The sequence below is a fragment of the Ruminococcus flavefaciens MA2007 genome (assembly GCF_000621845.1).
GTDB lineage: Bacteria > Bacillota > Clostridia > Oscillospirales > Ruminococcaceae > Ruminococcus > Ruminococcus flavefaciens_E.
Map to the genome: position 1 here is coordinate 194,801 of NZ_JHXF01000001.1, position 11,369 is coordinate 206,169.

The following is an 11,369-nucleotide window of genomic DNA, read 5'->3' on the forward strand; positions in this document are numbered from 1 at the left end:
TTTTAAATCTACTCACTTATTTTGAGGAACGAGCACATTACGCGGTTGAATGTGAACTGCTGTTCGAGGAAGGAATAATGTCCTGCGTTTTCAAGCTTTACAAGACCTGCGTCGGGAATGAGCTTTTCCATTTTTTCGCCGTCGGAGAGCGGTGTGGCAGTATCGTTCACGCCCCATACAAGCAGTGTAGGCGCCTTGATATTAGGCAGATAAGGCTCCAAGTCCTCGTTTACCACCTTTACCATGACCTGTCTCATCATAGGCGAAGCTGCTGCGTAGTCCGCGCTGCCCATTTTCTTGCGGAAGTTCTCCAGCGCGTCGGGGAAGAGCTTCTTAACTATGCCCCACGAAAGGACAGTCTTGCCCATTTTGTAGTAGCGTGTGCGCCATGTCTTTTTGTTGGACTTTGGCGGCATGATGCCTGCGCTGTCTACAAGAATGACCTTTGTCACCTTGAATGGCAGGTCATTGCGGCTGTGCATTTTTATGATGACACGTCCGCCGAAGCTGTGACCGAGGAGCATTACCTCCTTGGCGTCATAGTCCTTGAGAAAGTCGATGACGAACTGCACATATGAGCTTACGTCCCATACCTCTTTTGGCTCGTCGCTTTTACCGAAGCCGGGCATATCCATAGCCACGACCTTGTACTTCTTGGAGAGGAGCTCCATCATATTGGCGAAAAGGGTGATATTGCTGCCCCAGCCGTGGAGCAGGACTATGAGGTCGCCCTCGCCCTTTTCCTCGTAGTTTATCTTCAAACCGTTTACTGTTTTTATCAATTTTATTATCTCCAACCTGTTATTAATTGAGAATGGAGAATGTAGAATTGAGAATGAATGTATTCGCTTTACTCACATAATAGCAGAACAACTTTCAACTCTCAACTCTCAACTCTCAACTTTATATCATATACGGCATACAGCCGCAAATATACATATATAATTTATTATATCACTTACGGAATTTATTGTCAACAAAAAAATCGGACGGCAATTGCCGTCCGAATGAGATTATTTTTCGACATTTTCCTGATAGAGCTCCCAGAGGTCAAAAGTCTCGGTCTTATCGCGGTAATGGATAGTAAGTGTAGAGCCTTCCTTTACGTCGTTTGCGCCCCATGAGTACTGATTCGGGTATTTTCCGCGTTCGTCATAGGGAAGCTTCATAACGGGATATATCCAGATATGATAATGACCTATTATGTCGTTTATGCCCTCGTCGGTGACGATATATTCATATTTTGAATCGCCGCGCTCGTTTATGCAGCTGCAATCGCCGTAAAACTCGAAATTTATCATTTTTTCTGTTTTAACATCAACACCGTCGGGGATAGGGTAGAAATTATCGTTAAACTCAGAGCGGTATTCACATTCATAGCCGCCGGCTTCGTTAGGAGCATCGTTTTTTACAATGTATGATTTGAATTCCTTTGCTTCTACGGTATAGTGCAGCTTATCCGAGCTTATGGGGATAACTCCCACAAAAACGAACACAAAAACTGCTGCCAGAACAGCTATTGTCCCGAAAACAGCTCCGATAACTTTGAGTTTTGTGCGCTTTTTTACCTTTTTCAGCGGTTTTATGTCCTTGTCGGGGACTTTTATATCATCTTCCTTTTGTTTCATGCTCTCATAGACGGCGTTGCACTCCCCGCACTCATGGAGGTGCTTTTCTATCTCCTCATTGCTGTCCTGAGATGTAAGTTTGTCGCAATACAGCGGCAAAAGGTCTTTCACGATGTTGCATTTCATATGCTCGCCTCCGTCCATTGTAGGGGGCGATGCCTTACAGGCACCCGTACCCTCTGTCCTGCGGACATCTCCCTGCACAGCAGGGAGTCACCCACATCGCCCCGTGGCTATTTTGTATTTTGGGCGGGCTGATGTGGGCATCAGCCCCTACATTGGTCATTTTCATTTGTTTCGTAAGACACGGGACGTCGAGGACGCCGTCCCCTACAGTAGCTTTTGTTTTGCGCGGTAATAGGTCACACGCGCCCAGTTCTCGGTCTTGCCGAAAATCTCCCCTATCTCGCGGAAACTCAGCTCCTGTGTGGCTCGGAGAAGCACTATCTCCTTTTCCGTTTCGGGCAGGGAGTGTACCTTTTTCAGCAGCCGCAGTCTGCTGTCGGAGCTCTCTGCCGCTTCGTCGGGACGGGGCGCATTGTCCTCTATCAGCTCGGATATCTCTTCGGTCTTGTGGCTTTTTCGCTTGCGGAGCTCCTCAAGCCAGCAGTTTCGGGCGATACTGCACAGCCATGTATACACCGAGCACTCGCCCTTGTATTTCTTCAGGGAGCGGATAGCACGGTAAAAGGTCTCCTGAGTGAGCTCCTCGGCAGTATCGGAGTTTCCGCATAGAGTCATCAGATAAAGGAACACCTTTCTGCCGTTATCTCTGTAGTATTTTTCCATATCCGACGACATACCACCGCCCCCTCTCCTTGAACGTTCACTTATTAGTTGCACGAAAACGCCATTCGTTACAGTAATGAGCTAAAATTTTCAAATTGACATTGCAATTCTTTCGTGCTATACTGAAAAAGCATTGAATATCGGTCATTTTAATCCATTATACCATTTTTGGACAGATCAATCAATCGGCGGAACGGCGTTCTCCGCAAAAATAACCTTTACATATTATTATAAATATGGTATAATAAAATATTAGCGGCGGAATAAAAACGCTCCGCTGTACGATTACTTCTACTGAGGTGTAAAATGTCAAATAAATATTCTCTCGGCATAGATGTGGGCTCTACCACGGTAAAAACAGTAATTACAGACGCAGACGGCGAGATAATCTACTCCAAATATCAGCGCCACCTTTCGAAGGTCAAGGAGACCGTTACAGACCAGCTCAAAATAATACAGGCTGACCACCCTAATGAGGAATTTTCCGTTTGTATCACGGGCTCGGCAGGACTCGGTCTTGCAAACTCCGCAAAGATACCCTTTGTTCAGGAAGTTCATGCGGCTTTTCTCGCTGTAAAGCAGAAGCAGCCCGACGCTGACGCAGTTATCGAGCTGGGCGGTGAGGACGCAAAGATAATCTTCCTCACAGGCGGCGTTGAGCAGCGTATGAACGGCACCTGCGCAGGCGGCACAGGCGCTTTCATAGACCAGATGGCTACTCTCCTCGGTATCACCGCAGATGAGCTCGACGAGCTGTCTCTCCACGCTCAGAAGATATACCCAATAGCTTCGCGCTGCGGAGTTTTCGCTAAATCCGATATACAGCCCCTTCTCAATCAGGGCGCAAGACGCGAGGACGTTGCCGCAAGTATCTTTCAGGCGGTAGTTGACCAGACCGTCTCGGGACTTGCTCAGGGACGTACTATCGAGGGAAAGGTGCTTTTTCTCGGCGGTCCGCTGTTCTTCCTCAAGGGACTGAAAAAGGCGTTCACAAAGACACTCGGACTTGACGAAAAACACGCTGTATTTCCGCCCGAGGCTCCTGTTTTCGTGGCATACGGCTGCGCAATATATGCGGCAACTGCCGAGGATTCATTCAAGATAGAGGACATAATCGACAAGATAAGCAACGCCAAGGCTTCCGATGATATCGTAACAGGCGAGCCCCTGTTCCGTTCACACTCCGAGTACGACAAGTTCATCGAGCGCCATAAGAAGTTCGACCTCGGATATGCTGATATACATACATATAAGGGCGACGCATACCTCGGTATCGACGCAGGCTCTACTACCACAAAGCTCGTTCTCATCACCGAAGACGGACGTATGCTCTACAACCACTACTCGTCCAATCAGGGACAGCCTCTTGACAAGATAGCCGAGCAGGTAAAGCGTATCTACGCCGCTATGAACCCCGAGATAACCATAAAGGGCTCTGCGGTAACAGGCTACGGCGAGGACCTCATAAAGGCAGGTCTTTCCATTGACCACGGCATTGTCGAGACCGTGGCGCACTTCAAGGCGGCGGCTTACTTCTGCCCCGACGTTGACTTCATCATCGACATCGGCGGACAGGACATCAAGTGCTTCAAGATAAAGAACAAGAGCATCGACAGCATAATGCTCAACGAGGCCTGTTCCTCGGGCTGCGGCTCTTTCATACAGACATTCGCAATGGCTTTGGGCTATGATATCGCGGAATTCTCACAGTTGGGACTCTTTGCCGAGCACCCTGTTGACCTTGGCTCGCGCTGTACCGTATTCATGAACAGCTCAGTAAAGCAGGCTCAGAAGGACGGCGCAACAGTTGAGGATATTTCCGCAGGACTTTCATCGTCTATCATCAAGAACGCCATTTACAAGGTTATCCGTGCCAATTCTCCCGACGACCTCGGCAAAAACATCGTCGTACAGGGCGGTACATTCCTCAACGACGCAGTGCTCCGCTCATTTGAAAAGGAGCTGGGCAGAAACGTTATCCGTCCTGCTATTTCGGGACTTATGGGTGCTTTCGGCTGTGCCCTCTACGCTAAGGAGAGAGCAAACGGTGAGCCCTCAAAGCTCATTTCCGCGCAGGAGCTTGAAAACTTCACCTACGAATCACGCTCCGCTAACTGCGGCGGCTGTACTGCTCACTGTCAGCTGAACATCATCAACTTCGGCAAGGGCAGACGCTTCATTTCGGGAAACCGCTGCGAAAAGGGCGGCGGTATCGCCAACAGGAACACCGTTCCAAATCTCTACGAGTTCAAATACGACAGTATCCTCAATACAGTGAAAACTCACCAGCCCAAGCGTTACCGCGCTACTGTGGGGCTTCCCCTTGCGCTGAGCTTCTATGAGCAGCTGCCCTTCTGGCATATGCTGTTCACAACGCTTGGCTTCAGGACTGTCATTTCCGACGAGAGCTCCCGTGATATGTATTATCTCGGTCAGCACACTATCCCCTCGGATACGGTTTGCTACCCTGCAAAGCTTACTCACGGACACATCGAGAATCTTCTCGACAAGGGCGCAGACTTCATATTCTACCCCTGCATGAGCTACAACATCGACGAGGGCGAGAGCGACAACCACTTCAACTGTCCTGTTGTTGCCTATTATCCCGAGCTTCTCCTTGCAAACAACCCGAGACTCAACAAGGATAATTTCATACACCCGTATCTCGACCTCAATATCAAAAAGAACGTGATAAAGGTGCTGAGCCACGCTTTGAGAAAGTACAACGTCAAGGGCAGGATACCCGAGGCTGTTGACAAGGCTTACGAGGCTCTGGAGACCTACCATAACACCGTTACACGCAAGGCTTTCGAGATAATCGAGCAGGCAAGAGCCGAAAAGCGCAAGATAATCGTTATCGCAGGCAGACCTTATCACATCGACAAGGAGATAAACCACGGCATACACAAGCTTGTATCAAGCCTTGGCATGGCTGTCATCACTGAGGACAGCATTGCAGGTCTGTCAAAAACTCCCAAGCTGGGCGTCCTCAATCAGTGGACATACCATTCAAGACTTTACCGTGCGGCTAAGTACGTTACAACTCAGCCCGATATGCAGCTCATACAGCTGGTATCATTCGGCTGCGGAATCGACGCCGTTACAGGCGACGAGGTGAGACATATCCTCGAAAGCCGCGGAAAGCTCTACACTCAGCTTAAAATCGACGAGATAAACAATCTGGGCGCGGCAAGGATAAGACTGAGAAGCCTTGTTGCCGCTATGGAGCAGGCAGAGCAGAAGCCTGCAAAAAAGCCTGTAGTACAGCCTGTGTGAATCACAGACCTGAAGTAATTTTACGGAGGTTCTTATGCCTGAATATGCAAAGTTTACCGAGGATATGATAAAAACTCACACTATCCTCGTTCCCGATATGCTGCCCATACACTTCAAAATGCTCATATCCATATTTGAAGCAAAGGGCTATAAGCTGGAGCTGCTGCGCAACGACTCACGCTCGGTAGTAGACGAGGGACTTAAAAACGTCCACAATGACGCCTGCTACCCTGCTCTGCTGGTAATAGGACAGTTCATGGACGCGCTGAAAAGCGGCAAGTACGATCCCGACAAGACCGCTCTCCTCATCACACAGACAGGCGGCGGCTGCCGAGCTTCAAACTACATACACCTGCTGAGAAAGGCTGTTGCCAAGAATTATCCACAGATACCTGTGGTATCACTGAATTTCAGCGGACTTGAAAAGGACAGCGCCTTTAAGATAACCGCTCCCATGTTCCTGCAAATGCTGTACGCAGTGCTCTACGGCGACCTGCTGATGACCTGCTACAATAAGTGCAGAGCCTATGAGATAAACAAGGGCGAATCAAAGAAAATGCTGGATAAATGGCACAGGAGACTGTGCAATATCTTCCTGAAGGGCAGCAAGATGTTCCTTAAATCCAAGAAGATATACAGGGATATCCTCAACGACTTCGCTTCTATCCCGTTAAGCAATGAAAAGAAGATAAGAGTCGGCATAGTCGGCGAGATATATGTAAAATATTCGCCCCTCGCAAACAATCATCTTGAGGATTTTCTTATTTCCGAGGGCTGCGAGCCCGTTGTGCCGTCGCTGCTGGAGTTCGTAATGTACTGCGCAGCTGGCACATTCAACGACGCCAAGATATACGACCATACCACAAAGGAGTCTATATTCAACAAGATAGGTTATGAGCTTATATACGCAAAGCAGAAGGAGCTCATCAAGGTAATGAAGGAGCAGGGCAGCTTCGAGCCCCTCCACGACTTCGAGCACCTGAGAAAGCTTGCGGACAAGTACATCAATCAGGGCGTAGTAATGGGCGAGGGCTGGCTCATACCTGCCGAAATGGCGGCTCTTGCAAAGTCGGGAGTCGAGAATATCATCTGCACTCAGCCCTTCGGCTGTCTGCCCAATCATATCGTTGCAAAGGGTATGTCAAGAGCTATCAAGCAGGACAACCCCAACGCAAATATAGTCGCAATAGACTACGATCCCGGCGCTACAAGAGTAAATCAGGAAAACCGCATAAAGCTCATGCTTGCCAACGCACGTCTTTAACTATTGTATATAACCCATTTGTAGGGGGCGATGCCTGACAGGCACCCGTACCCTCTGTCGCTTTGCGACATCTCCCTGTACTACAGGGAGTCACCCACATCGCCCTGCAATACAAGGAGCTTAACATGATAAAAACAAGAACAGGACAAGTCATAGAAACAAACGCAAAACAGAACAAGCTTCTGAAAAAACTGTACGGAAACGTTTTCGGCAGAGTACTGCTGAAAACGCTGACAGCTCCTGCGATATCGAGAGCTGCCGGTGCTTTTATGGACTCGCGCCCCTCAAAGGTGCTCATAAAGCCTTTTATCAAGCGAAGCGGCATTGATACCTCGGAGTACATGATGAACGGCTTCCGCTCGTACAACGACTTCTTCACACGCGTCATAAAGCCCGATAAGCGCCCCATAGACCGCGTACCGAGCCACCTCATAAGCCCCTGCGATTCAAAGCTGACTGTCCATAAAATAGGCAAAAACAGCATATTCCGCATAAAGGGCTCGCGCTACAGAGTCAGCGACCTTGTGCAGAACGAGTTCCTCGCAAAGCGCTTCGGCGGCGGATACTGCCTTATTTTCCGCCTTGAGGTCAACGACTACCACCGCTACTGCTATATCGACGACGGTACGAAGTCAGAGAATACCTACATTGCAGGAGAGCTCCACACCGTAAATCCCATAGCTCTCGAACGATACAACATATATAAGCGCAACTGCCGCGAATATACAGTGCTCCACACCGAGAATTTCGGGGACGTGGTACAGGTAGAGGTGGGAGCTATGCTCGTTGGCAGGATAGTCAACCACCACGGCGAGACAACATTCCGCAGAGGCGATGAAAAGGGCAAATTCGAGTTCGGCGGCTCGACTATAGTCATGCTCTTCGGAAAGGACAGTATTGCCGTTGACGAGGATATACTCCGAAACTCCTCGGAGGGTATCGAAACTGTGGTGAAATACGGCGAAAAGATAGGAAAAAAAGCATAAAGGCAAAGAATTACAGGAGATAAACATGAAAAAAGCTATAATATTTTTACTTTGCGCTTCAATGCTCGGAGCAGTGGGCTGTATGGAGAAGAAAATGCCCGAATCGAAGCCAAAGACTATATATTACGACGATAACGGCAATCCTGTGGCAACTCCGCCGCGTAAAAACGGCGAGGGAGAGCTTGAAACACAGCCCCCTGTGCCCACAGAGCCTACAACTCCGCCGCCTACAGCTCCCGAGGGCGAATTTGACGTTGATATAGTCCGTCAGAACATCTACATAAAGGGACAGCTGGTGCAGATACCTGTAAAGCTCGGGGATTTCCCTGTGGGCTGGACATATACCCTCTACGATAAGAAAGAATACGGTATCGAAGAGGGCAGAGGCATGGCTAAAATGTACTACTGCAGCGAGTACATGGGTACGGTACTGCTGGATAACTGCTATGACGGCAAAGAGGACGAAAGTACAGTATACAGCATATCTACCAGCGAATCGGACAGCAATATCTATGGTATAACTCCCCGTGTTTCCACTGTTGAGGACGTAAAAGCCCATGTCGGCGAGCCCGATGAGGTGCAGGAAATGGAAAAGCCGTTCAAGCATATGTTTACCTACGGCATATCGGAGGGTACGGACAAAAACGGAGTTCTCCGCGCAAATATGCTTGACGTTTCATTCGACGAAAACGGCGTTGTGGAGCTGGTCAGCGTTTATTATTCAATGAAGTGAGAAAGGGCGGATATCCGCCCTTTTTTGTTTTTGCTTCAAGAGGAATCATGTGTAGGGAACGGCGCCCTCGCCGTTCCGCTTGATGATATTGCGTGTGACGTGGGACGCCGAGGGCGGCGTCCCCTACATATGTCATTTGGAATCGTTTTGTCAGGCTCGGGCGCACATTGTGCGCCCCTACAGGCAACGTGTGAAATTTTTCGCAGAAAAATTTCACCCAAGCCCTTGACAAAAGGGAAAAGATGTAGTATAATGTGTAAAGTGATTTTGCATTACACCCAGTGAGGTACGCGAAAAATGGCTAAGGAATTAAAATTCGTTATGCTCCTCGACTGCTACGGAGACCTGCTCACCGAGCACCAGCGCAGTATCATGGAGCTGTATTACTGCGAGGACTTATCCCTTGCGGAGATAGGTCAGCCGCTGGATATCACCAGACAGGCTGTGCGCAGTATCATAAAGCGTACCGAGGAGATACTCCTCAATTACGAGGAAAAGCTGGGATTTGCCGAAAGGCTCGGCAAAATGCGGGACTGCTTCCGCAATATCGAAGCCGCCGCAGAGCATATCACCGACGAAAACACAAGAAATATCATACTCTCCGAGACCGCTAAGGGCGGAGAGCTTCTGTAAAATATACGAAGGAGGCTCGTCATGGCATTTGAAGGACTTTCCGAAAAACTGAATAACGTCTTTAAAAAGCTCAAATCAAGAGGTAAGCTGACAGAGTCCGATGTTAAAGAGGCTATGCGCGAGGTGCGCCTTGCACTCCTCGAAGCTGACGTAAGCTACAAGGTAGTAAAGGACTTCGTAAAAAAGGTAACTGAAAGAGCTGTCGGCGAGGAAGTGCTGGCAAGCCTTACTCCTGCTCAGCAGGTGATCAAGATAGTAAACGATGAGCTGGTAGAGCTCATGGGCAACAGCAATGCAAGGATAAATATGGCGTCGAAGCCTCCCACGGTCATCATGATGTGCGGACTTCAGGGTTCAGGTAAGACCACCCACGCCGCAAAGCTTGCAAAGCTCCTCAAGAAAGAGGGACACCGTCCTCTGCTTGCAGCCTGCGATATCTACAGACCTGCGGCTATCAACCAGTTACAGGTAGTTGGTGCAAAGGCTGACGTAAAGGTATTTGAAATGGGACAGATAAACCCCGTGGAAATTGCGAAGAAGGCTCTTGCCTACGCTAAGGACTACGGCCACGATATCCTCATTATCGATACCGCAGGACGTCTCCACATCGACGAGGCTCTTATGGAAGAGCTTGTCAACATAAAGGCTGAGACTCATCCTGACGAGATAATGCTTGTCGTAGACGCTATGACAGGTCAGGACGCAGTCAACGTAGCTAAGGCATTCGACGACGCTGTGGGCATCACAGGCGTTCTCATGTCAAAGCTGGATTCAGATACAAGAGGCGGTGCGGCTCTGTCCGTACTCTCAGTTACAGGTAAGCCTATCAAGTTCGTTGGTATGGGCGAAAAGCTCGATGATTTCGAGCAGTTCCACCCCGAGCGTATGGCTTCGCGTATCCTCGGCATGGGTGATGTGCTCACTCTTATCGAGAAAGCCGAGAACGTCATGTCCCAGAAGGACGCTGAAAAGCTCACCAAGAAGTTCAAGGAGAACAAGTTCGATATGGACGACCTCCTTGACCAGATGAAGCAGATAAAGCGCATGGGTTCAATGAAATCCATACTTGGAATGCTCCCCGGCGTAGGCGACAAGCTGAAAGACGCCGATATAGACGATAGTCAGCTCACCAGAATAGAGGCTATGATAACCTCTATGACCAAGGCTGAACGCGCTAAGCCCTCTATCATCAATCCCTCCCGTAAAAAGCGTATCGCTAACGGTTCGGGTACAAAGGTAGAGGAGGTCAACAGACTGCTGAAGCAGTTTGAACAGATGCAGAAGATGATGAAGCAGTTCACAGGCAAGTCCGGAAAGATGTCACTGCGTAAGGCAAGAAAGAACCTTGCAGGCATGAACTTCGACAAGCTCACAGGCAAGGGCGGCGGAAATCTGCCGTTCTGACAAAGCTTTCAATGCGGTCTCCCGCCGCTTGAATATACAAGTAATCATATGGAGGTGAATTTAAAATGGCAGTAAAGATCAGACTGAGAAGAATGGGGGCTAAGAAGGCTCCTTTCTATCGTGTAGTAGTTGCTGATTCAAGATACCCAAGAGACGGTCGTTTCGTTGAGGAGATCGGTTACTATGATCCTACTAAGGAGCCATCTGTTGTTAAGATCGACGCAGATAAGGCTAAGGATTGGATCTCTAAGGGTGCACAGCCTACTGATACAGTAAAGGCTCTCCTCAAGAAAGAGGGAGTTCTTTGATTCAAAAGCTTAATGGAGGAGGAGAGGCTCACGCGTCTCTGCCTCTGTCCCCAAGCTTTACGGAGGTTATTACAATGAAAGACTTACTTTATGCTATCGCAGCAGGCCTCGTAGAAGACAAGTCCGCTATCAATATTACCGAGGACGCACCCGACGAAGAGGGCGTTATCGTTTTCCACCTTAACGTTGCTCCAGACGATATGGGCAGAGTTATCGGTAAGCAGGGCAGGATCGCCAAGGCCCTCCGTACTATCATGCGTGCAGGCGCAGCAAAGAAGGACCAGAAGGTCTCTGTTACGATCGAATAAGTATCATAAGCTCCCCAAAAGGGAGCTTTTTTTGTTTGTT

11 protein-coding genes are annotated in these 11,369 nt (G+C 49.0%); 8 read left to right on the forward strand and 3 right to left on the reverse strand.

Going from position 1 to position 11,369, the window contains the following annotated elements:
• Positions 1-8: 8 nt before the first annotated feature.
• The 3 genes from T497_RS0101015 to T497_RS0101025 all read right to left on the reverse strand — a co-directional run bounded on the left by T497_RS0101015 (position 9) and on the right by T497_RS0101025 (position 2,429).
• Positions 9-782: an alpha/beta fold hydrolase gene (locus tag T497_RS0101015; protein WP_028514008.1), complete on the reverse strand. Its 774-nt coding sequence runs from the start codon at positions 780-782 to the stop codon at positions 9-11.
• 231 nt (positions 783-1,013) lie between these two features.
• Positions 1,014-1,754, reverse strand: a complete 741-nt coding sequence (locus T497_RS17210) for a zf-HC2 domain-containing protein (RefSeq protein ID WP_051530411.1) — start codon at positions 1,752-1,754, stop codon at positions 1,014-1,016.
• 204 nt (positions 1,755-1,958) lie between these two features.
• On the reverse strand, positions 1,959-2,429 hold the full coding sequence (locus tag T497_RS0101025) for an RNA polymerase sigma factor (protein WP_028514009.1): 471 nt from the start codon (positions 2,427-2,429) through the stop codon (positions 1,959-1,961).
• Between the two features lie 294 nt (positions 2,430-2,723).
• Between T497_RS0101025 and T497_RS15440 the strand changes: the two genes are divergently transcribed.
• From T497_RS15440 to T497_RS0101065, 8 genes are all read left to right on the forward strand, one after another.
• On the forward strand, positions 2,724-5,693 hold the full coding sequence (locus T497_RS15440; RefSeq protein ID WP_051530413.1) for an acyl-CoA dehydratase activase: 2,970 nt from the start codon (positions 2,724-2,726) through the stop codon (positions 5,691-5,693).
• A gap of 34 nt (positions 5,694-5,727) precedes the next feature.
• Positions 5,728-6,957, forward strand: a complete 1,230-nt coding sequence (locus tag T497_RS0101035; protein ID WP_028514010.1) for a 2-hydroxyacyl-CoA dehydratase — start codon at positions 5,728-5,730, stop codon at positions 6,955-6,957.
• A 125-nt stretch (positions 6,958-7,082) separates the two neighbouring features.
• Complete coding sequence (locus T497_RS0101040) at positions 7,083-7,943, forward strand: phosphatidylserine decarboxylase (RefSeq protein WP_028514011.1); 861 nt, start codon at positions 7,083-7,085, stop codon at positions 7,941-7,943.
• A 25-nt stretch (positions 7,944-7,968) separates the two neighbouring features.
• Positions 7,969-8,676 carry a hypothetical protein gene (locus T497_RS0101045; protein ID WP_028514012.1) on the forward strand — a complete coding sequence of 236 codons (708 nt, stop codon included), beginning with the start codon at positions 7,969-7,971 and terminating at the stop codon, positions 8,674-8,676.
• Between the two features lie 297 nt (positions 8,677-8,973).
• Positions 8,974-9,309, forward strand: coding sequence for a YlxM family DNA-binding protein (gene ylxM / locus T497_RS0101050; RefSeq protein WP_028514013.1), 336 nt, complete (start codon positions 8,974-8,976; stop codon positions 9,307-9,309).
• 21 nt (positions 9,310-9,330) lie between these two features.
• Positions 9,331-10,713 carry a signal recognition particle protein gene (gene ffh, locus T497_RS0101055; RefSeq protein WP_028514014.1) on the forward strand — a complete coding sequence of 461 codons (1,383 nt, stop codon included), beginning with the start codon at positions 9,331-9,333 and terminating at the stop codon, positions 10,711-10,713.
• Positions 10,714-10,778: 65 nt separating this feature from the next.
• Positions 10,779-11,021, forward strand: a complete 243-nt coding sequence (rpsP, locus tag T497_RS0101060; RefSeq protein WP_028514015.1) for a 30S ribosomal protein S16 — start codon at positions 10,779-10,781, stop codon at positions 11,019-11,021.
• A gap of 74 nt (positions 11,022-11,095) precedes the next feature.
• Positions 11,096-11,329 carry a KH domain-containing protein gene (locus tag T497_RS0101065; RefSeq protein ID WP_024861192.1) on the forward strand — a complete coding sequence of 78 codons (234 nt, stop codon included), beginning with the start codon at positions 11,096-11,098 and terminating at the stop codon, positions 11,327-11,329.
• Positions 11,330-11,369: the final 40 nt, after the last annotated feature.

Bases quoted from the DNA above. Each gene is read 5' to 3' on its own strand.
- T497_RS17210 (WP_051530411.1), bottom strand. From the start codon at position 1,754: ATGAAATGCAACATCGTGAAAGACCTTTTGCCGCTGTATTGCGACAAA.
- T497_RS0101025 (WP_028514009.1), bottom strand. From the start codon at position 2,429: ATGTCGTCGGATATGGAAAAATACTACAGAGATAACGGCAGAAAGGTG.
- T497_RS15440 (WP_051530413.1), top strand. From the start codon at position 2,724: ATGTCAAATAAATATTCTCTCGGCATAGATGTGGGCTCTACCACGGTA.
- T497_RS0101035 (WP_028514010.1), top strand. From the start codon at position 5,728: ATGCCTGAATATGCAAAGTTTACCGAGGATATGATAAAAACTCACACT.
- T497_RS0101040 (WP_028514011.1), top strand. From the start codon at position 7,083: ATGATAAAAACAAGAACAGGACAAGTCATAGAAACAAACGCAAAACAG.
- T497_RS0101045 (WP_028514012.1), top strand. From the start codon at position 7,969: ATGAAAAAAGCTATAATATTTTTACTTTGCGCTTCAATGCTCGGAGCA.
- ylxM (WP_028514013.1), top strand. From the start codon at position 8,974: ATGGCTAAGGAATTAAAATTCGTTATGCTCCTCGACTGCTACGGAGAC.
- ffh (WP_028514014.1), top strand. From the start codon at position 9,331: ATGGCATTTGAAGGACTTTCCGAAAAACTGAATAACGTCTTTAAAAAG.
- rpsP (WP_028514015.1), top strand. From the start codon at position 10,779: ATGGCAGTAAAGATCAGACTGAGAAGAATGGGGGCTAAGAAGGCTCCT.
- T497_RS0101065 (WP_024861192.1), top strand. From the start codon at position 11,096: ATGAAAGACTTACTTTATGCTATCGCAGCAGGCCTCGTAGAAGACAAG.